The organism is Ancylobacter sp. WKF20 (assembly GCF_029760895.1).
Taxonomy (GTDB): Bacteria; Pseudomonadota; Alphaproteobacteria; order Rhizobiales; family Xanthobacteraceae; genus Ancylobacter.
The window spans coordinates 3125168-3145702 of sequence record NZ_CP121679.1; the positions used below are offsets into that span (position 1 = coordinate 3125168).

Annotated in this window: 18 protein-coding genes; 8 read left to right on the plus strand and 10 right to left on the minus strand. The window is 67.8% G+C overall.

Going from position 1 to position 20535, the window contains the following annotated elements; translation table 11 throughout:
• Positions 1-101: 101 nt before the first annotated feature.
• From AncyloWKF20_RS14345 to AncyloWKF20_RS14370, 6 genes are all read right to left on the minus strand, one after another.
• Positions 102-521, minus strand: a complete 420-nt coding sequence (locus tag AncyloWKF20_RS14345; protein ID WP_279314700.1) for a ribulose bisphosphate carboxylase small subunit — start codon at positions 519-521, stop codon at positions 102-104.
• 147 nt (positions 522-668) lie between these two features.
• Positions 669-2138, minus strand: a complete 1470-nt coding sequence (locus AncyloWKF20_RS14350; RefSeq protein WP_279314701.1) for a form I ribulose bisphosphate carboxylase large subunit — start codon at positions 2136-2138, stop codon at positions 669-671.
• A 104-nt stretch (positions 2139-2242) separates the two neighbouring features.
• Positions 2243-3328 carry a class II fructose-bisphosphate aldolase gene (fba, locus tag AncyloWKF20_RS14355; RefSeq protein ID WP_279314702.1) on the minus strand — a complete coding sequence of 362 codons (1086 nt, stop codon included), beginning with the start codon at positions 3326-3328 and terminating at the stop codon, positions 2243-2245.
• Between the two features lie 14 nt (positions 3329-3342).
• Positions 3343-5358 (minus strand): transketolase, encoded by a 2016-nt coding sequence (gene tkt, locus AncyloWKF20_RS14360; protein ID WP_279314703.1) that lies wholly within the window; start codon positions 5356-5358, stop codon positions 3343-3345.
• Between the two features lie 14 nt (positions 5359-5372).
• Complete coding sequence (locus AncyloWKF20_RS14365) at positions 5373-6248, minus strand: phosphoribulokinase (RefSeq protein ID WP_279314704.1); 876 nt, start codon at positions 6246-6248, stop codon at positions 5373-5375.
• Between the two features lie 11 nt (positions 6249-6259).
• Positions 6260-7285 carry a class 1 fructose-bisphosphatase gene (locus tag AncyloWKF20_RS14370; RefSeq protein ID WP_279314705.1) on the minus strand — a complete coding sequence of 342 codons (1026 nt, stop codon included), beginning with the start codon at positions 7283-7285 and terminating at the stop codon, positions 6260-6262.
• A 182-nt stretch (positions 7286-7467) separates the two neighbouring features.
• Here AncyloWKF20_RS14370 and AncyloWKF20_RS14375 point away from each other — a divergent pair, with 182 nt between their 5' ends.
• Entirely contained in the window at positions 7468-8382 is a 915-nt protein-coding gene (locus AncyloWKF20_RS14375; RefSeq protein ID WP_279314706.1) for a LysR family transcriptional regulator, read from the plus strand.
• Here the strand turns inward: AncyloWKF20_RS14375 and AncyloWKF20_RS14380 are convergent.
• Positions 8338-9357, minus strand: coding sequence for an NAD-dependent epimerase/dehydratase family protein (locus AncyloWKF20_RS14380; protein WP_279314707.1), 1020 nt, complete (start codon positions 9355-9357; stop codon positions 8338-8340). The two genes, AncyloWKF20_RS14375 and AncyloWKF20_RS14380, sit on opposite strands and share 45 nt — an antisense overlap.
• A 92-nt stretch (positions 9358-9449) precedes the next feature.
• Here AncyloWKF20_RS14380 and AncyloWKF20_RS14385 point away from each other — a divergent pair, with 92 nt between their 5' ends.
• Complete coding sequence (locus AncyloWKF20_RS14385) at positions 9450-10340, plus strand: LysR family transcriptional regulator (protein ID WP_279314709.1); 891 nt, start codon at positions 9450-9452, stop codon at positions 10338-10340.
• Between the two features lie 124 nt (positions 10341-10464).
• On the opposite strand, the gene AncyloWKF20_RS14390 is transcribed toward AncyloWKF20_RS14385, so the two are convergent.
• The 3 genes from AncyloWKF20_RS14390 to AncyloWKF20_RS14400 form a co-directional block, all read right to left on the minus strand.
• Positions 10465-12684, minus strand: coding sequence for a xanthine dehydrogenase family protein molybdopterin-binding subunit (locus AncyloWKF20_RS14390; protein ID WP_279314710.1), 2220 nt, complete (start codon positions 12682-12684; stop codon positions 10465-10467).
• Between the two features lie 5 nt (positions 12685-12689).
• Positions 12690-13142: a 2Fe-2S iron-sulfur cluster-binding protein gene (locus AncyloWKF20_RS14395; RefSeq protein WP_279314711.1), complete on the minus strand. Its 453-nt coding sequence runs from the start codon at positions 13140-13142 to the stop codon at positions 12690-12692.
• A gap of 138 nt (positions 13143-13280) precedes the next feature.
• Positions 13281-13943, minus strand: coding sequence for a TetR/AcrR family transcriptional regulator (locus AncyloWKF20_RS14400; RefSeq protein WP_279314712.1), 663 nt, complete (start codon positions 13941-13943; stop codon positions 13281-13283).
• A 145-nt stretch (positions 13944-14088) separates the two neighbouring features.
• Between AncyloWKF20_RS14400 and AncyloWKF20_RS14405 the strand changes: the two genes are divergently transcribed.
• The 6 genes from AncyloWKF20_RS14405 to AncyloWKF20_RS14430 all read left to right on the plus strand — a co-directional run bounded on the left by AncyloWKF20_RS14405 (position 14089) and on the right by AncyloWKF20_RS14430 (position 20505).
• Positions 14089-15171 (plus strand): putative urea ABC transporter substrate-binding protein, encoded by a 1083-nt coding sequence (locus tag AncyloWKF20_RS14405; protein ID WP_279314713.1) that lies wholly within the window; start codon positions 14089-14091, stop codon positions 15169-15171.
• A 276-nt stretch (positions 15172-15447) separates the two neighbouring features.
• A complete protein-coding gene (locus AncyloWKF20_RS14410; RefSeq protein ID WP_279314714.1) occupies positions 15448-16266 on the plus strand; it encodes an ABC transporter permease in 819 nt (272 codons plus the stop codon).
• 3 nt (positions 16267-16269) lie between these two features.
• Positions 16270-17139, plus strand: a complete 870-nt coding sequence (locus tag AncyloWKF20_RS14415; RefSeq protein WP_279314715.1) for an ABC transporter ATP-binding protein — start codon at positions 16270-16272, stop codon at positions 17137-17139.
• A complete protein-coding gene (locus AncyloWKF20_RS14420) occupies positions 17126-18466 on the plus strand; it encodes an NtaA/DmoA family FMN-dependent monooxygenase (protein ID WP_279314716.1) in 1341 nt (446 codons plus the stop codon). Before AncyloWKF20_RS14415 ends, AncyloWKF20_RS14420 begins: the two co-directional genes overlap by 14 nt.
• Before the next feature lie 182 nt (positions 18467-18648).
• The gene (locus tag AncyloWKF20_RS14425; RefSeq protein ID WP_279317981.1) at positions 18649-19110 is read left to right on the plus strand and encodes a flavin reductase; all 462 of its coding nucleotides are present in this window, start codon (positions 18649-18651) and stop codon (positions 19108-19110) included.
• A 408-nt stretch (positions 19111-19518) separates the two neighbouring features.
• Complete coding sequence (locus AncyloWKF20_RS14430) at positions 19519-20505, plus strand: ABC transporter substrate-binding protein (RefSeq protein ID WP_279314717.1); 987 nt, start codon at positions 19519-19521, stop codon at positions 20503-20505.
• Positions 20506-20535 lie beyond the last annotated feature (30 nt).

Genomic DNA, 20535 nt, shown 5'->3' on the forward strand with positions numbered 1-20535 from the left:
CCGCGATAGTTCCGTCGGGGGAGTAGTAGGGAGACCGACGGATGGGGGTGCGCCAGCGGCGGGAGGATGTCAGGAGGCGGCCGCCGCCGGCGCGAAAGGCATCAGTAGCGCGCGCCCTCCGGGCGGTTCGCCGCATAGGCGCGCGTGGTGTAGCGCACCGAGCGCCCGTCGATTTCCTGACGCTCCAGCGTGAAGCCGGGCTCGTCCGCGGGGCGGTCGGTGATGAAGGACAGGCGCAGCGATTCCCACGTATGGGTCGCGTCGAAGGCGCTGATGCGGATGTAGTGCCGGCCCGCATAGGCCTTGCGGCACTCGTTCAGCTCGAACAGTACGCCGGCGGCGTCCTTCACGTCGAACATCGGCATGCCCCACATCTCCCAATAGGTGTTGCGGGGGTGCGGATCGTCGGTGAACTCGATGTTCACCGCCCAGCCCTTGTCGATGCAGTACTGCACCTGGCTGGCGATCTGCGCATCGGTGAGGTCGGGCAGGAAGGAGAAGGCTCCCTGGGTCAGGCGCATGGTGGTGTCTCTCTCTTCGTCATCCCGGACGGCCGAAGGCCGAGCCGGGATCGGGTCCAGAAGGAGGGCGCCCCTGTCGGCTTGCGATCCCGGATCACGCCGCTAGCGTGTCCGGGATGACGCCCTTGATTGGGTTCAGCCTTCAGTTCACTCCGCCGCGGTGGCCTGCGGCACGAAGTCGGGCGTGTCGGTGGAGGAGTAGTTGAAGGTCACGTCCTTCCACGTCTCCAGCGCCTGCTTGAGCGGCAGGCAATGCCGGGCGGCCGCCTTCAGGATTTCCGGCCCTTCATGAACGATGTCGCGGCCCTCATTGCGGGCGAAGATCATCGCTTCCAGCGCCACGCGGTTGGCGGTCGCGCCGGCCTGGATGCCCATGGGGTGGCCGATCGTGCCGCCGCCGAACTGCAGGACGACATCCTCGCCGAGCAGGTCGATGAGCTGGTGCATCTGGCCGGCATGGATGCCGCCCGAGGCGACCGGCATCAGCTTGCGGGTCGAGGCCCAGGGCTGGTCGAAGAAGATGCCGTGGGCGAGGTTCTGCGGCACGAAATCCTCGCGGCACAGGTCGTAATAGCCCTTGGTGGTGTGGGGGTCGCCCTCCAGCTTGCCCACCACCGTGCCGGCATGGATGTGGTCGACGCCGGCGAGGCGCATCCACTTGGTGATGACGCGGAACGACACGCCATGCGACTTCTGCCGCGTGTAGGTCGAGTGACCGGCGCGGTGCAGATGCAGGATCATGTCGTTGCGGCGCGCCCACTTGGCCATGGACTGGATCGCCGTGTAGCCGATGATCAGGTCGATCATGATGATCGAGGAACCGAGGTTCTTGGCGAACTCGGCGCGCTCATACATGTCTTCCATGGTCGCGGCGGTCACGTTGAGATAGGTGCCCTTGATCTCGCCGGTCTGCGCCTGCGCCTTGTTCACCGCCTCCATGCAGTAGAGGAAGCGGTCGCGCCAATGCATGAAGGGCTGCGAGTTGATATTCTCGTCGTCCTTGGTGAAGTCGAGACCGCCCTTCAGCGCCTCATAGACCACGCGACCATAATTGCGGCCGGACAGGCCGAGCTTGGGCTTCACGGTCGCGCCCAGCAGCGGGCGGCCGAACTTGTCGAGCCGCTCGCGCTCCACCACGATGCCGGTGGCCGGGCCGTCGAAGGTCTTGATGTAGGCGACCGGCATCCGCATGTCCTCAAGGCGCAGCGCCTTGAGCGGCTTGAAGCCGAACACATTGCCGATGATCGAGGCCGACAGGTTGGCGATGGAGCCCGGCTCGAACAGGTCGAGGTCATAGGCGATATAGGCGAACCAGGAGCCGGGCGTGTTCGGCACCGGATCGACGCGGTAGCACTTCGCCCGGTACTTGTCGCAGGCGGTCAGCCGGTCGGTCCACACGACCGTCCAGGTGGCCGTCGAGCTTTCGCCCGCCACGGCGGCGGAGGCCTCGATCGGGTCCACGCCATCCTGCGGGGTGACGCGGAACAGGGCGATGACGTCCGTGTCCTTCGGCTCGTAATCGGGCTGCCAGTAGCCCATCTTGCGATATTCCATGACGCCCGCGCTGTAGCGGTCGCGCGTCTTCTCGCCGGTGGTGGTCTTGTCGATGGCGTTCATCGCTCGCTCCTGTGGCGTTGCCGGGGGACGCGCCGCGCATTCGGCGCGCGCCGGTCGAGTTCCCTCTGGGTTGTTTCCTGTTCCCGCGACCCGCGCGGGTTGGTTCATTCCGCCGCTGCGCGGGCGCCGCCGATCACCGGATCGAGCGCGCCGGAGGCGTAGCGCTTGGCCATGGCCGCGAGCGGCAGGACCTTGATCTTGGAGGCCTGGCCGGCCGTGCCGAACTCTTCGAAGCGTTCGCGGCAGAGGTCGCGCATCGCGTCCATGGCCGGCTTGAGGAATTTGCGCGGATCGAATTCCGACTTGTTCGCCTGCGCCACCTTGCGGAACTGCGCGGTCATGGCGAGGCGGCAATCGGTGTCGATATTGACCTTGCGCACGCCGTGACGGATGCCGCGGACGATCTCCTCCACCGGCACGCCCCAGGTTTGGGGCATCTCGCCGCCCGAGGCGTTGAACAGATCCTGCAACGCCTGCGGCACCGAGGAGGAGCCGTGCATCACCAGATGCACGTTCGGTAGCCGGCGATGGATCTCCTCGATGATGGTCATGGCGAGGATGTCGCCGTCCGGCTTGCGCGAGAATTTATAGGCGCCGTGCGAGGTGCCCATGGCGATGGCGAGCGCGTCGACCTTGGTACGGGCGACGAAATCCACCGCCTGGTCGGGGTCGGTGAGCAGCTGGTCGTGGCTCAGCGCGCCTTCCGCGCCGTGCCCGTCCTCCTGCTCGCCGGCGCCATGCTCGAGCGAGCCGAGCACGCCGAGCTCGCCCTCCACCGACGCCCCCACCCAATGCGCGGCATCGACCACGCGGCGGGTGATGGTGACGTTGTAGTCGTAATCGGCGGGGGTCTTGGCGTCCTCCTTCAGCGAGCCGTCCATCATCACCGAGGTGAAGCCGTGCTGGATCGCCGAGAGGCAGGTCGCCTCGTTGTTCCCGTGGTCCTGATGCATGCAGAGCGGGATGTGCGGGTACATCTCCGCCAGCGCCTCGATCATCTTGGCGAGCATGATGTCGTTGGCGTAGGAGCGCGCGCCGCGGCTTGCCTGCATGATGACAGGCGCGTCCACCGCATGGGCGGCCTCCATGATGGCGAGGCCCTGCTCCATATTGTTGATGTTGAAGGCGGGGACGCCGTAGCCCTGCTCGGCCGCATGGTCGAGGAGCTGGCGAAGGGTGATGCGGGCCATGATCGCTCTCCGGCTCAGGCGCAGGTCAGAAGCTCGCAGGTCGCATCGACCACGGCTTCCGGTGTGATGTTGAACTGCTCGTAAAGGGCGGACGCCGGCGCGGAGGCGCCGAAGCCGGTCATCCCGACGAAGCGGCCACGCTCGCCGATCCAGCGGTCCCAGCCGAGCCGGGCGGCGGCCTCGATAGCCACGCGCGGGGCGGTGCCGAGCACGGCGCGGCGATAGTCCGGGCTCTGCTTCTCGAACAGCTCCCAGCAGGGCATGGAGACGATGGCAGCATCGACCCCGCGCGCTTCCAGCAGCGCCGCCGCCTTGAAGGCGATCTCGACCTCCGAGCCGGTGGCGAGCAGCGTCACGTCGCGCCGGCGCTTCGGCTTCTTCGCCACATAGGCGCCGTAACCGGTGAGGTTCTCTTGCGCGTGCTCGGTGCGGAAGGTCGGCAGGTTCTGGCGGGACAGAGCGAGCACCGAGGGCGTGCCCTCCGCATGCAAAGCGAGCTGCCAGGCTTCCAGCGTCTCGACCGCGTCGGCGGGGCGGAACACGTTGAGGTTCGGCGTCGCCCTGAGCATGGCGAGATGCTCGACCGGCTGGTGCGTCGGCCCGTCCTCGCCAAGGCCGATGGAGTCGTGGGTCAGCACATAGACCACACGCTGGCCCATCAGCGCCGAGAGCCGCATCGCCCCGCGGGCATAGTCGGAGAACACCATGAAGGTGCCGCCATAGGGGATGAAGCCGCGATGCAGAGCGAGGCCGTTCATCACTGCGGCCATGGCGTGCTCGCGGATGCCGTAATGCAAATAGCGGCCGGCATAGTTGCCGGGGCTCACGGAGACCAGACCCTTGGTATGGGTCAGGTTGGAGTGGGTGAGGTCGGCCGAGCCGCCGAGGGTGAGGTCGGTCGCGGCATTCACCACGCCCAGCACCATTTCGGAGGCCTTGCGGCTGGCGACGCTCGGGGCGGTGTCGCTCAGCTCCTTCTTGTAGGCGACCAGCTTCTCGTCGAAATCGGCCGGCAGTTCGCCGTCGATGGCGACCTCGAAGGCGCGGCGCTGGGGCGAGGCGGCAAGCCGTGCTTCCCAGGCCTCGCGGGCAGCGCGGCCACGCTGGGCGACGCTTGCCCAGGCGGCGCGCACGGTCTCCGGCACCTCGAAGGGCGGGTGGTTCCAGCCGAGCCGGGCGCGGGCGCCCTCGATCTCCGCGGCGCCGAGCGGGGCACCATGCACGGCTTCCGTGCCCGCCTTGGTCGGCGCGCCGAAGCCGATGGTGGTGCGGCAGGCGATCAGAACGGGACGCTCGCTCTCCCGCGCCTCGGCAATGGCGTCGATCACCGCATGGGGCGCGTGGCCGTCCACCGCGAGCGCGTCCCAGCCGGCGGCGCGGAAGCGGGCGAGCTGGTCGGTCGAGGTCGAGAGCGTGGTGCGCCCGTCGATGGAGATGCCGTTATCGTCCCACAGCACGATGAGCTTCGACAGCTTCAGGTGCCCGGCGAGGTCGATCGCCTCCTGCGAGATGCCTTCCATCAGGCAGCCATCGCCGGCGATCACATAGGTGTAGTGATCGACCAGTTCGTCGCCGAAGCGGGCATTCATCATGCGCTCGGCGAGCGCCATGCCGACCGCCGTGGTGAGCCCCTGGCCGAGCGGGCCGGTGGTGGTCTCCACCCCCAGCGTGTGGCCATGTTCGGGATGACCGGCGGTGATGGCGCCGAGCTGGCGGAAGCTGCGGATCTGCTCGATCGGCATGTCCGCATAGCCGAGCAGGTGATGCATGGCGTAGAGCAGCATCGAGCCATGGCCGGCCGAGAGAATGAAGCGGTCACGGTCGGGCCAGTCGGGCCGGCTCGGGTCGATGGTCATGAAGCGGCTGAACAGCGCGGTCGCGACATCGGCCATGCCCATGGGCATGCCGGGATGGCCGGACTTGGCCTTCTCCACCGCATCCATGGAGAGGGCGCGCAGGGCGTTGGCCATCTCGTGCAGCGGGGTCTCGCCGAGCGCGTCGGGCGTGGTCTGGGTCTGGCTGGTGAGCATGGTGTCCTCCCGGATCAGGCGGCGCGCCGCTTCTTCTCGACGAGGTTGAGGATCATCGGGGTGAGGATGAGCTGCATCGCGATGTCGAGCTTGCCGCCGGGGATCACGATGGAATTCGCCCGGCTCATCCACGAGCCCTGGATCATCGAGAGCAGGTACGGGAAGTCGATGCCGCGCGGGCTCCTGAAGCGGATGACGACGATGGATTCGTCCGCCGTCGGGATCCACCGCGCGATGAACGGGTTGGAGGTGTCCACCGTCGGCACGCGCTGGAAGTTGATGTCGGTGTGGGCGAATTGCGGGCAGATGTAGTTCACGTAATCCGGCATGCGGCGCAGGATCGTGTCCGTCACCGCCTCGGTCGAATAGCCCCGGTGCGAGCGGTCGCGGTGGATCTTCTGGATCCATTCGAGATTGATCACCGGCACGACGCCGATCTTCAGGTCGGCATAGCGGGCGACGTCGATATTGCCGCTCACCACCGCGCCGTGCAGGCCCTCATAGAACAAGAGGTCCGTCGGCTTCGGGATCGCCTCCCATTCGGTGAAGGTGCCGGGCGCGCTGCCATATTCCTCGGCTTCCTTGTCGTCGTGAATATAGTGGCGGGACTTGCCGGTGCCGGTCTTGGAATAGGAGCGGAAGGTCTCCTCCAGCTCCTCGAACAGGTTCGAATCGGGGCCGAAATGGCTGTAATGGTGGTTGCCCCGCCCGGCCTCCTCGGCCATGACGCGCCGCATCTCGAAGCGGTCATAGCGGTGGAAGGCGTCGCCCTCGATATAGGCGGCGGTGACGTTCTCGCGCCGGAAGATCTGCTCGAAGATGCGGCGGACCGAGGTTGTGCCCGCGCCCGAGGAGCCGGTGACGGAGATGATCGGGTGATGGATCGACATGCCCGTCTCCTTCAGGCGCGCAAGAGGCCGCGGCGCCCGAACAGCGGCGAGCGTTCGGGCATGGCGGATGCGTTGTGGTGATAGCGGGCGATGCACTCGACCTCGCTGCGCGAGCCAAACACAAGCGGCACGCGCTGGTGCAGATGGGTCGGCTGAAGCGCGAGGATCGGATCGTGACCGTCGGTCGCCGCGCCCCGGGCCTGCTCCAGCAGGAAGGCGACGGGGTTCGCTTCATAAACGAGGCGCAGCCGGCCGGTGTGGTAGCCCTGGCGCGCATCGCCCGGATAGAGATAGACGCCGCCGCGCACGAGGATGCGGTAGACATCGGCCACCATGGAGGCGACCCAGCGGGTGTTGAAATCCTTCGCCCGCGGACCGTCGGCGCCCGCCCGGCAATCATCGACATAGGAACGGATCGCCGGATCCCAGTGCCGCTCATTCGAGCCGTTGACCGCGTACTCGCCGGTCTCGGGCGCGACCTGCGCCTGCGGCTCGGCCAGCAGGAACTCCCCGCTCGCCCGCTCCAGCACGAAGATCTGCGTGCCCGCGCCCACGGTGAGCACCAGCGAGGTCTGCGGCCCGTAGATCAGGAAGCCAGCGGCGAGCTGGGCGCTGCCGGGCTGCAGCAGCGCGTCCGGGCCGACATGCGGCAGGATCGAGAAGATCGTGCCAACGGTCATGTTGGCGTCGATGTTGGAGGAGCCGTCCAGCGGATCGACCGCGACGGCCAGCGTGCCGGCCTCGTTCAGCGGCTCGGCCGCCTCGGCCTCCTCGGAACCGTATAGCGCCACCGGCGCGGCGCGCAGCGCCTCGCGCACCAGATCGTCGGCGATGACGTCGAGTTCCTTCTGGCTGTCACCGTCCTCGTGATAGCCGCGCACGGTCGCAAGCTGCCCCGCGAGGGGACCGGCGGCGAGAAGCTCGGAAATTCGGATACCAGCGCCGGCAAGGGCGCGGATCGCGGCCGCGACGTCGCGGCGCAGGGCGTTCGTCTGCGACCACCCCTCAAGGTGGTCGTGCAACGTCGGGCGTGTCATTGGCGTTTCCCCAGTGTTGTGAGGGCTTTTTGCCCTTTGGCGTGTCGTTTCCGTTGAGCCTTCGAGTGGGGGACCCGAAGCGGCGGACGCCTCTTGTTGCTGACACACTGCCCGAGTTGCTGGGCTAAGGAAATTCGAATATTCTTTGATGTCTTTTCAATTTAGCTGAAGTGTAATGTTGCATGCGTAATGCCACGCTCAAGCAGCTTCGCGCCCTCGCCGCCATCGTCGAGACCGGCACGGTCACCGGCGCGGCGCGCAAGCTCAATGTCACGCCACCGGCGGTGACCATGCAGGTGCAGCAGCTCGAGGAGCATCTCGGCCTGCCGCTGCTTGACCGCGCGGGCGACCGCTTCCAGCCCAGCGCCGCCGGGCGCGAGGTGCTGGCCGCCGTGTCGCGCATCGAGGCGGCGATGTCCGATTGCGGCGCCGCGCTCGACGCCATGAAGGGGCTGCGCTCCGGCCGCGTCTCCGTCGGGCTGGTGTCGACGGCCAAGTATTTCGTGCCGAGCGCGCTCGGCGCCTTCGCCCGGCTGCACCCCGGCATCGACGTTGTGCTCAGCGTCGGCAATCGCGAGGAGATCATCGCGGCGCTACGCGGCGATGCCATCGACCTCGCCATCACCGGCCGTCCGCCGGTCGATATGGAGGTCGACAAATACCCGATCGGCGAGCACCCGCATGTCATCATCGCCCCGACCGACCACCCGCTGCTCGGCCGGCGCATCGCCCCGGCGGCGCTCGCCAGCGCCAGCTTTCTGGTGCGCGAGCCGGGTTCGGGCACGCGCGGGCTGATGGAGCGGTTCTTTCAGGATGCCGGCATCGAGCCGCGCATCGCCATGGAGATCGGCTCCAACGAGACCATCAAGCAGGCGGTGATGGCGGGGCTCGGCCTCGCCTTCCTCTCTGCCCACACCATTGCCGCCGAGATCGCCGACCACCGGCTGGCGACACTCGACGTCGAGGGGCTGCCGGTGGTGCGGCAATGGTTCGTGGTGAAGCGCACCGCCAAGCGGCAGACCCCGCCGGCGGCCGCGCTCACCGAGTTCCTGTCACGGCGCGGTGCCGAGTTCCTCCCCGACGCCGGCACGGCCTGAGACCTGCGGCGCCGTGAGGCAGCCAAGGCCGATGAGGCTCGCCCGCACCGCCGGATCGAGCGGGGTGTGCGGCTCCGTCCCCAGCGTGGCGCGCAGCCGGGCATTGTCCAGCCGGACCGGCTCCTGCCAGAGATAGCGCATCTCCATCAGCTCGCGGAACAGCGGCACCACGGGCGAGGCGAGGCGCGCCAGCATCCAGGGGAACGCCGTCACCGGCAGATCCGGCACACGGAGCACCCGGCGGATGGCGCCGATCATCTGCGTGCCGTCCCCGTCCCAGTGCCCGTCCATGTGGAAGCGCGCGAAATCGGGCAGGTCGTCGCGCTCGACCAGCTGCGCCATGGTCTGCGCGACATCGGGGAGATAGGCCCATTGATGACCGATCCCGGCGCGGCCGGGATACTGGATCGCGCGCGGGGCCTGCCCGGCCTTCACCAGCACCTGGCTGAACCAGTTATTGGCGGCGCGCGGGCCGAAATAATCGCCGGCCCGCACGATCAGCGCCCGGCACGCGCCGCGCGCCGCCGCCTGCTCCATCTGCCACTCCAACGCCACGCGAATCCGCCCCTTGCGGGTCAGCGGGGCCTGCGGCGCGTCCTCATCAATCGAAGGCTGGCCGGGAGCGACGACGTCCGGTCCGTAATTATAGACCGTTCCCGGCAGCAGGACCCGCGCCCCGCCCGCCGCCTGCGCCGCCGCGAGCGTGTTTGCCATCATCGGCACGACCAGCTTGTCCCAGTGGCGATAGCGGGGCGGGTTCACGGCATGGACGATGACCGACACGCCCTCCGCCGCGTGCCGCACGGATGGCCCGTCCATCGCATCGCCGCGCACCCACTCGATCCCCGCGCGCAGACCGGTCGGCCCCGAGCGGGTGAGCGCGCGCACCTGCCAGCCGCGGGCGAGCAGCGTGCGCGCCATTTCCCCGCCAATCCCGCCCGTCGCCCCCAGCACCAGAACCATCTTCGCCGCCATCGCGACCTCCTCTTGGCTTGATGGGGCGATGATCGGCCGGCAAAGAGCTCAACGGAATTGTCGAAATCCGTGGCGGTGCTATACGTAAATCTATGACTGACGAGCCGGGCTGGGATCTCTATCGCTCCTTCCTCGCCGCGCTGGAGGCGGGCTCGCTCTCCGGCGCCGCCCGCCGGCTCGGGCTGACGCAGCCAACCCTCGCCCGCCATCTCGACGCGCTGGAACAGGCGCTGGGCGCGCAGCTTTTCCTGCGCTCGCCACGCGGGCTCATCCCGACCGACCTGGCCCGTGAGCTCGGCCCCCATGCCCGCGCCCTCGCCGCGCAGGCCGCCGCGCTGCGGCGCGCCGCGACGGGGGCGGCCGGGGAGATACGCGGCACGGTGCGGATCAGCGCCTCGGAAGTGGTCGGCGCCATCCATCTGCCGCCGGTGCTGGCGGGCTTGCGGGCGCGCCATCCCCGCCTCGTCCTCGAGCTGGTGTTGACCAATGCGGTGGAGAATGTGCTGGAGCGCGCCGCCGATATCGCCGTGCGCATGGCCCCGCCGGCGCAGCAGGCGCTGCTCGCCCGCCGCCTGCCGCCGCTGCGCGTCGGGCTGCATGCCCACCGCGCCTATGTCGCGCGCAAGGGCCTGCCGGCGACGCTCGACGACCTCGCCGGGCATGATCTGATCGGCTTCGACACGGAGACGCCGGCGATCCGCGCGGTGCTGGCGCGCTTTCCCATGCTGGGGCGCGCCGCCTTCGCGCTGCGCACCGACAGCGACCTCGCGCAGTTGGCGGCCATCCGCGCGGGTCTCGGCATCGGCTTCTGCCAGGCGGTGATCGCCGCGCGCGAGCCGGACCTCGTGCCGGTGCTGGCCGACGCCTTCGCGCTCGACCTGCCGGTGGCGATCGTCATGCATGAGGATCTAAAAGCCAGCGCGCCGCACCGGGCGGTGTTCGACGCGCTGGTCGAGGGCATGCGGGCGGTGGCGGGGGGCTGACCGCCACAACCCATCCCGTCGTCATCCCGGACGGTCCACAGGACCGATCCGGGATCGCGCCGTACGGAGGGCGCTCCCGGATCGCCGCTTTGCGGCGTCCGGGATGACGAGGGTGCCGGCGTGGCTACGCCTTGAAGTCTTCGAGCTTGAAGGGCAGCGAGCGCAGCCGCTGGCCGGTGGCGTCGAAGATGGCGTTGGACAGCGCCGGGGCGACGCCCGGCACGCCCGGCTCGCCAATGCCGGTGGGGGCGTTCGCGGAGGGCAGGATATGCACCTCGACCTTCGGCATTTCCGACATGCGCAGCGGGATATAGGTGTCGAAATTGGCCTGCTCGACCACGCCCTTGTCGAGCGTGATCTCGTCATGCAGCGCCGCGCCGAGGCCGAAGCCGACGCCGCCCTCGATCTGCGCCGCCACCACATCCGGGTTGATGGCGATGCCGCAATCGACCGCGCAGATCACGCGCTCGACCTTGATCTGGCCGTTCACCACCGAGACGTCGATGACGCTGCCGACCACCGAGTTGAAGCTCTCGTGGAGGGCGATGCCGCGCCCCTTGCCCTGCCCGGCCTTCGGCCCCCAATTCGCCTTCTCGGCGAGGAGCTTGAGCACGGCGGTATGGCGCGGCTTGTCCTTCAGCAGCTCCAGCCGGAACTCCACCGGGTCGCGCCCCGCCGCATGGGCGAGGTCGTCGATCATCACCTCCACCACATGGGCGGTGTGGGTGTGGCCGACCGAGCGCCACCAGAGCGTCGGCACTTTCACCTTCGGCGTGTGCAGATCGACCGCGAAGTTGCCGATGGCGTAGTTGGTGTCCGCGGCGCCCTCCACCGAGGTGCCGTCCACCCCTTCCTTCACCATGAACGCCTCGAAGGGCGTGTCGATGATGAAGGACTGGCCGACGATCCGCTGTTCCCAGCCGGCGATCTTGCCGTCGGCGGTCACGCCGGCGCGCACCGTGTGCAGGAACATCGGCCGGTAGAAGCCGCCCTTGATGTCATCCTCGCGGGTCCAGACGAGATGCACCGGGGCACGCCCGTCCGTCGCCTTGAGGATGGTCGCGGCCTCGGCGATGTAGTCGGCGGGGATGTTGGCGCGCCGGCCGAAGGAGCCGCCGGCCCACACCGTCTCGATCTTCACCTGTTCGGGCTTGAGGCCGAGAATGGCCGCCGTCACGCCCTGCTCGATGGTCTGGAACTGCGAGCCGGTGGTGATGGTCACGCCATCCGCCGTCTTCTCGATGACGCAGTTGAGCGGCTCCATCGGCGCATGGGCGAGATAGGGGAAGGCGAACTCGGCCTCGATGGTCTTGGCCGCGCCGGCCAGCCCCTTGGCCGCGTCGCCCCGGCGCGACGCCGGCTTGCCGGGCGTCTTGGCAAGGGCGCGGTACTCCGCGAGCAGCTCCGTGGTGCCGCGTGTCTCCGCAGTGGCCTCATCCCAGACGATGCCGGTCAGCGCCTCGCGGCCCTGCATCGCCGCCCAGGTATTGGTGGCGAGCACGGCGATGCCGCTCGGCACCGCCACCACATCGACGACGCCCGGCACCTTCTTCGCCGCCGCGGCGTCGAAGCTCTTTACCGTGGCGCCGAAGCGGTCCGGGCGGCGCACCACGGCGGTGAGCATGCCCGGCCGGCGCACATCGAGCGCGTAGATCGCGGTGCCGTCGGTCTTGGCGACGGAATCGAGGCGCGGCAGCTTGGTGCCGATGAGCTTGAAGTCCTTCGGGTCCTTCAGCGTTACCTCGGTCGGCACCGGCCGCTTGGCGGCGGCCTCGGCGAACTCGCCGAAGGAGCCGGACCGGTTGCCGCTCTTCAGCACACCCTTCTCGATGGTGATGCTGGAGGCCGGCACGCCCCATTTCTCGGCGGCGGCGGCGATCAGCATCTGGCGGGCGGCGGCGCCGGCCTTGCGCAGCTGCTCCCAGCTATTGGCGGTCGAGGTCGAGCCGCCCGTGCCCTGGATCGGGCCGAACAGCAGGTTGTTATAGACCTGCGGATTGGCCGGGGCGAAGGCCGCGCGCACCTGGCTCCAATCGGCGTCGAGTTCCTCGGCGACGATGGTGGCAAGGCCGGTGGTGACGCCCTGGCCCATGTCGAGATGCTTGACGAGAACCGTCACCGTGCTGTCGGGCGCGATGCGCACGAAGGCATTCGGCGCCGGCGGGATGGCCGGCGCGGCGGCGGTGGTGTTGGCGAAGGCCTTGCCGGCCTGGAAATGCACGCCGATCACCAGCGCGCCGCCGGCGGCGGCGAGACCCTTGATGAAGTTGCGGCGCGAGGGAACCGTCGCCGGCGCGAGGCTCGCCAGCATCTGGCGGTATTGATCCGGTGTGATGAGGTGCATGGCGCTCACGCGAGGTTGGAGGCAGCGTCGTGAATGGCGGCCCGGATGCGCTGATAGGTGGCGCAGCGGCACACATTGCCATCCATCGCGGCGTCGATATCGGCATCGCTCGGCTTGCGGTTCTCGCTGAGCAGGCCGATGGCGGACATGATCTGGCCGGACTGGCAGTAGCCGCACTGCACGACGTCGAGCTTGCGCCAGGCGGCAACCACCGCCGTGCCGACCTCGCCGCCCACGCCCTCGATGGTGGTGACGCTCTTGCCTTCGACATCCGCCAGCGAGGTCTGGCAGGAACGGACGGGCGCCCCGTCCACATGCACGGTGCAGGCGCCGCACAGCGCCGCGCCGCAGCCGAATTTGGTGCCGGTGAGACCGACAATGTCGCGGATCGCCCAAAGCAGCGGCATGTCGCCCGCCGCCTCGATCGTCCGCTCGGTTCCATTGAGTGTAAATTTCATGTCGCCCTCTCCTTGGGGGATGAGGACGCAGCAAGGGGGAGCCGTCGGGCATCCCGGCCCGCGGCGACTCCCGAATGTGCGCTCCCGTGCGGAAGCTAGGATATGATGACAGCCATCATCTAATCACCGTTCGGTGAGCTATATCCGAGCGTTTACAAGACCTTCCGCATTCGCACGCACCGGCACCGTTATCGGCGCGACGCCCAGCATGACCGGCACGAAATCGGCGAGATCGCGCACATCCTCGATGATGCGGTCATCGCCGCGGCTGGCCGAAGCGAAAAAGATACCGTCGAGCACGAGGCCGATGCGCCGCGCGGTCTTGGCCGTGTCGAGCGGGGGAAAGGCGCCGCTGGCGACGCCGCGCTCCAGCGCGTCCTCAAGCAGGATTTTCTCGCGCGCATAAAAGCCGGCGATCAGCGTATCGAGCTCCGGGTCGCGCAGGCCGGAGGTGGCGTAGTCGGCCATCAGCTTCACCATGCGGGTGATGGTGGGGGTGATGGCGGCGTGCGTTTCCACCCAGGCGAGGATCTGCGCCAGCGGCTCGCCGCTCGCCAGCCGGCGTGCCTCATAGCCCGCCACCAGCTCGTCAATGGCGTGGGCAAGGGCGCGGCGGACGAGGTCCTCCTTGTTGTCGAAATAGTGGTAGAGCAGCCCAACATTGATGCCGCAGACCTGCGCGATGTCGCGCACCGCCACCGTCGCGAAATGGCGCTCGGCGAACAGCCGCAACGCTTCGTCGAGGATCATGGCGCGCCGTTCGCTCGGCTGGAGGCGCTTGCGCGCGGCCTTGGCGGTCATGCTCTCTCCCTCCGTAATTCTACGGAATTTTTTGCCTCGCCCATATGCTAGGCGTGCTCAATTGTTAGGCTTGCAGGCCTAATTAAGTCAACGTTTAATAACCTGGTCCCGCCCGCCCCGCCTAGAGCGACCAGGAGCCGTCCCCATGAAGCGCATGTTTAGGGCCGCCGTGCTGTTCGCCGGCCTGACCGCCGCCCTCACCGGCGCCGCCCAGACCCCGGCCGACGCCGCCCCCAAGAAGAGTTTCAAGGTCGCCTACACCGTCTATATCGGCTTCATGCCCTTCGCCTACATGAAGCAGTCGGGCATCATGAAGAAGTGGGCCGACAAATACGGCATCGAGGTCGATCTGCTGCAGACCAATGATTATGTCGGCGGCGTCAACCAGTTCATCGCCGGCGATATCGACGCGGTCGGCGTCGCCTCGATGGACGGCCTGACCATGCCGGCGGCCGGCGGGGTGGACACCTCGGTGTTCCTCATCACCGATTATTCCAACGGCAATGACCTCATCGTCTCCAAGACCGCCAAGGACGTGAAGGAACTCGCCGGGCAGGACGTGTACCTGCTGCAATATTCCGTCTCGCACTACCTCCTCAACCGCGCGCTGCAGAAGGCCGGCATCGAGGATCCGGCCGCCGCCAAGGCGATCAACATTTCCGACGCCGAGATCGCCGCCGCCTTCATCTCGCAGGACGCGATGAAGCACGCCGTCTCGTGGAAGCCGCTCACCGAGGACATGCTGAAGGTGAAGGGCGCCACCAAGCTCTTCGACAGCGCGCAGATTCCCGGCGAGATCATGGACGTGTTCATCGGCAAGACCGATGTGCTGAAGGACAACCCGGACTTCGCCAAGGCGGTGATCGGCGCCTGGTATGAGGCGCTCGGCATCCTCAAGGCCGGCGGCGCCAAGGGCGAGGAGATGCGCTCGGTGATGACCAGCGCCATGGGCACCGATGCCGGCGGCCTGCAGGCGCAGCTCGACACCACCCATTTCTTCTACACCCCGGCGGAAGCCTATGACTTCCTGACCGCGGCCGAGAACGCCAAGATCTGGGACAGCATCCGGACCTTCTGCTTCCAGCAGGGCCTGTTCGGCCAGGGCGCGACCAGCGTCGATTCCATCGGCATCGAGGTCGCCAGCGGCGCCGTGCTCGGCGACAAGGGCAATATCAAGATGCGCATCAACCCGAGCTTCACCAAGCTGGCGGTCGACGGGAAGCTGTGAGCTGGCCGGCGGCACGCCGTGCCGCCCGCGCCCCGGACAAGCGACGCGCAGCGGAGCGATGATCCGGGGCCCAGGGTAAAGCTCGGCGAAGCCGGCAATCCCGGAGCGTGACGGCCTGATCCACCGCCAGAGGCTTTGCCGAAGAATTTTACGCTGGATCCCGGCTCGGCGCTCCGGCTTCGCCTCCGCTGGGCCGGGACACGAAAGCAGCCCCCTCACCGACCCGCTTCGCGGGCCACCTCTCCCCGTCGGGGAGAGGGAAGTAGAGGCCACACCATGCGTCGCATCATCAATTACGCACCCCGGCCCGGCGTGAAGCTGATCCTCGCGGCCCTGCCCTTCGTGGCGGTGATCGCGATCTATCTCATCGCCTCGAACGCCCGGCTCGCCATCGAGCCGAACGACAAGCTGATGCCGGGCTTCGCCTCCTTCTATGCGGCGATGCTGCGGCTGGCGACGACGCTGGATATCGCCACCAAGCAGTATTTGCTGTGGTGGGACACCTGGCTCTCGCTCTGGCGGCTGTTTGTCGGGCTCGGCATCGCCGCCGTGCTCGGGCTGGTGCTCGGCGTCACCGTCGGCTTCGTCCCTTACCTCCGGGCGATGTTCGAGCCGTTCTTCGCCGCCTTCTCGCTCATCCCCCCGCTCGCCGTGCTGCCGATCCTGTTCATCATCTTCGGCCTGGGCGAAGCCTCGAAGATCGTGCTGATCGTCTTCGGCATCGCGCCCTTCATTATTCGCGACGTGATGCTGCGCGTTGCCGCCATCCCGACCGAGCAGATCATCAAGGCGCAGACGCTGGGCGCCTCGACCTGGCAGATGGTGACGGGCGTGGTGCTGCCGCAGGTCATGCCACGCCTCATCGATTCCGTGCGGCTCTCGCTCGGCGCGGCCTGGCTGTTCGTCATCGCCGCCGAGGCGATCACGGCGGAGGGCGGGCTCGGCTACCGCATCTTCCTGGTGCGCCGCTATCTCGCGATGGACGTGATCCTGCCCTATGTCGTCTGGATCACGCTGCTCGCCTTCCTGATGGATTGGGGCCTGCGCAAGCTCGCGGCCGCCGCCTATCCCTGGGACCGGATCAAGGCGGCCTGACCCATGACCACGATCCTCTTCGACAATGTCTGGAAGGAATATGACGAGCGCATCGTGCTCGAGCAGGTCAACCTGTCGCTCGACGACCACGAATTCCTCGTCATCATCGGCCCCTCGGGCGTCGGCAAGACCACGCTGCTGCGCCTCCTGCTCTCCCAGGAAGTGCCCACGCGTGGAAGAATCCTGATCGACGGCGAGCCGATCGCCGCCGAGCCGACCGCCGATCGCGGCGTGGTGTTCCAGCGCTACTCGGTGTTCCCGCACAAGACCGTCTTGGAAAACGTGATGCTCGGCCCGCAATGGGCGGGGTCGCCGATCCTCGGCCGGTTCTTCGGCGCGAGGCGCCGGACGCTGGAGGCGCAGGCCATGGCACTCCTTACCCGCGTCGGCCTTGGCGAGCACGCCGACAAATACCCCGCCCAGCTCTCCGGCGGCCAGCAGCAGCGGCTTGCCTTGGCGCAGGCGCTCATCATGAAGCCCAAGGTGCTGCTGCTCGACGAGCCCTTCGGCGCGCTCGACCCCGGCACCCGCAAGTCGATGCATCAGCTGGTCAGCGAGCTCTGGGAAGAGAACCGCATGACCATCGTCATGGTCACGCATGATCTGCCCGAGGCCTTCCTGCTCGGCACCCGCGTCATCGCGGTGGACCGCCCACGCAAGGACCCGCAGGCGCCGGAGCGCTTCGGCGCCACCATCGTCTCCGATTACGAGGCGAAGTGCCGGATCGTGCGCGAATCCCGCGAATTCGAGGCCGAGCGCGAACGCGTGCGCCTCACCCTCGTTTCCTCCACCCCCACTCCCGCGTCACCGATCCCGTGCCGCCCCCGCGCCGGCGCGGCTTCTCGTGAAGGACTGAACGATGTCTGCCTCTGACACGGCCCCCATCCCCGCCCCCAAGCCTTTCCACCTCGCCTGGTTCATGAACTTCACGCCCGACGAGTGGCGCGAACCCTTCGGCCAGGGCGGCAATCCGTGGGACGGCCAGTTCTATATCGAGATGGCCCAGGCCATGGAGCGCGCCTGCTTCGATCTCATCATGATCGAGGACAAGCTGATGGTGCCGGAGACCTATGGCGGCTCGCGCGACATTTCGCTCAAGCACGCCATGATGGTGCCGAAGGCCGATCCCGCCCCGCTCGCGGTCGCCATGGGCATGGCCACCAAGCATCTCGGCGTGGTCGCCACCATGTCCACCATGGCCTACCCGCCCTTCATGCTGGCGCGGCTGTCCTCCACGATCGACAGCCTGACCAAGGGCCGTTTCGGCTGGAACGTCGTCACCTCGGCCGAAGACCTGATGGCGAAGAATTTCGGCATGGACAAGCTGCCTCAGCGCGAGGACCGCTACGCCATGGCCGAGGAGTATCTGGAAGTCTGCGACAAGCTGTTCAACAGCTGGGAGCCGGACGCCGTGGTGCTCGACCGCAAGAACGGCATCTATGCCGACGGCTCCAAGGTCCACACCATCGACCACAAGGGCACCTATTATCAGGTGCGCGGCCCGCTCAACACCGTGCCCTCGCCGCAGCGCCGCCCGGTCTACCTCCAGGCCGGCGCCTCCCCGCGCGGGCGTGACTTCGCCGCGCGCTATGCCGACGCCATCGTCTCGGTCGCCAATGGCGTCGAGGGCATGAAGGCGTTCCGCTCGGACATCCGCGCCCGCGCCGAGAAGCTCGGCCGCAACCCTGACGACATCAAGGTGTTCTTCTGCATCTGCCCGAGCCTCGGCGAGACCGAGGAGGAGGCCCATGCCCGCTACCGCAACGTCACCATGTCGGACAATTTCGTCACCGACGTGCTGATCTCGATTTCCGCCATCACCGAGATCGACTTCTCGCAATACCCGCTCGACAAGCCGCTGCCGGAAAAGCTCGTCACCAACGGCGAATCCGGCACGCTCGACAAGTTCCAGCAATGGGGGTCGGGCAAGACGCTGCGCGAGCTGGCGGCGGCGGGCGGCGGCGGCCTCGTCTCCTCCATGGAGCTGATCGGCACCCCCGCGCAGGTCGCCGAGAAGATGGGCGCCGCCATGGCCGAGGTCGGCGGCGACGGCTTCCTCATCACCACGCCGGTGCTGCGCGTCTCGCGCCGCTACATCACTGAAATCTGCGACGGGCTGGTGCCGGAGCTGCAGGCCCGCGGCCTGACCCGCAAGGAATACAAGCACCAGCTCCTGCGCGACAATCTGCGCGAATTCTGAGCCGCGTCGCGATTCAAGGGAGGGACGGCACCGCCGCCCCTCCTTAGTCGGCTTACAACCCATAATGCCGAAGGAGGCGCTTCATGGGACAGTGGCAGCCGGCGGGCTCCGCCGAGACGATCATTCCGGTTCCCGCAGCGGAACCGGCCCCCGCGGTGACGCGGCAGGAGTACCGCGACGCCATGGCACGCCTCGGCGCCGCCGTGAACATCGTCACCACCGACGGCCCGGCCGGGCGGCACGGCTTCACCGCCTCGGCGGTGTGCTCGGTCACCGACCAGCCGCCGACGCTGCTGGTGTGCCTCAACAAGGGCTCCTCGGCGAGCGCCGTGGTCCACGCCAATGGCGTCATCTGCGTCAACACGCTGGCGCCGGGCCATGAGACGCTCTCCAACATGTTCGGCGGCGGCAAGCCGGTCGAGGAACGCTTCGCCGCCGGCGAGTGGCGCACCTCCGCCACCGGCGCGCCGATGCTGGTAGGCGCGCTCACCGCCTTCGACTGCCGCATCACCCGCACCGTCGAGGTCGGCACCCATGACGTGCTGTTCTGCGAGGTGGTGGGCCTCGCCCATGGCGACGCGCGCGAGGGGCTGATCTATTTCAGCCGCCGCTACCACGCCATCAACGGCGCGAGCCCGGACTAGGCGCGCGCCGGCGGGCTGAACCGGCGCTCGCTTTGCGTGCATCCGGCGAGGCGCGCCGCGCGCGGACCGCAGGGCGCAGGTGACGCGGATCGCGCGCGACCAAAGCAAAGGCGCGGGGATTCATGGCCCAACGCCTTACCTGCGGCGCCCGGGCGCTGATACAGAAACAGGCGCACGCCGCCCAAAACATAGGCGTGCCTAAGAAAGCGTTTCGGCATAGCGTTTTTGCCACTTCCCTAAGCTGGCGAATGCCGTCTCACGGAAGCTAACTGTTTGCCGCTAGGCCGGTTTCGCGGTGCTAAAGATAGACACTCCCGATCCCGACCCAGCCGAGTTCACCACCGGGTGCCGCCAGCCTCATGGCCCGGCGTCGGCCCCGGAGAGTACCGGATCCACAGGGAGACCATCATGCTGACCACTGCCTTCCGCCGGTGCCTTGCCGGCGCCGTCACCGGAGCCGTTCTCGCGGTTGCCGCCGCCCAGCCGGCTGCGGCCGGCAAGATCTCCATCGGCCACACGGTGTGGGTCGGCTACGGCCCGCTCTACCTCGCCAAGGAGCTCGGCTTCTTCAAGGAGAACGGCGTCGACGTCGAGCTTCAGGTGGTCGACGATTCCGCCCTCGCCATGGCCGCCCAGGCCGCCGGCAAGCTCGACGGCACCGCCACCACGCTGGACGAGATCCTGAAGTACCGCTCGGAGAACTTCTGCTTCAAGGCGGTCGCCCTGTTCGACGAGAGCCATGGCGGCGACGGCATGGTCTCGCTCAAGGAGATCAACTCGCTGGCCGACCTCAAGGGCAAGACGGTGGCGCTGAACGAGGGCTCGACCTCGCAGTTCTGGTTCTCCTACCTGATGAAGAAGCAGGGCCTGCCGCTCAAGGATGTCGAGGTGCTCAACATGAGCGCCGACGCCGCCGCCGCCGCCTTCATCGCCGGCCAGGTGCCCGCCGCCGTCACCTGGGAGCCGAACCTCACCCTGGTGAAGACCAAGAATGTCGGCAAGGTGCTGACCGACAGCGCCGCCACGCCCGGCGTCATCGTCGACGTGCTGGAAATCTCCTGCTCGGTCATCAAGGACCGCCCGAAGGACGTGAAGGGCTTCGTGGTCGGCCTGCAGAAGGCGGTCGACTACATCAAGACCAACCCGGAAAAGGCCTATGCCATCATGGCCAAGGGCGTGGGCGGCTATCTTTCCGAGCCCAAGGACTTCGCCGACGCCGCCTCGGGCGTGAAGTTCTACGACAAGGCGATGACCATTGATTACCTCGGCACGCCCGACAAGCCCGGCAAGGTCACGGAAGTGATCGCCCTCGGCAACGAGATCTGGACCGACCTCGGCAAGATCAAGAAGCCGATCACCTATGCCGAGATCATCGACCCGTCCTTCACCCAGTGATGCCCGAGGGGGCGCCCCCTGAGGGCGCCC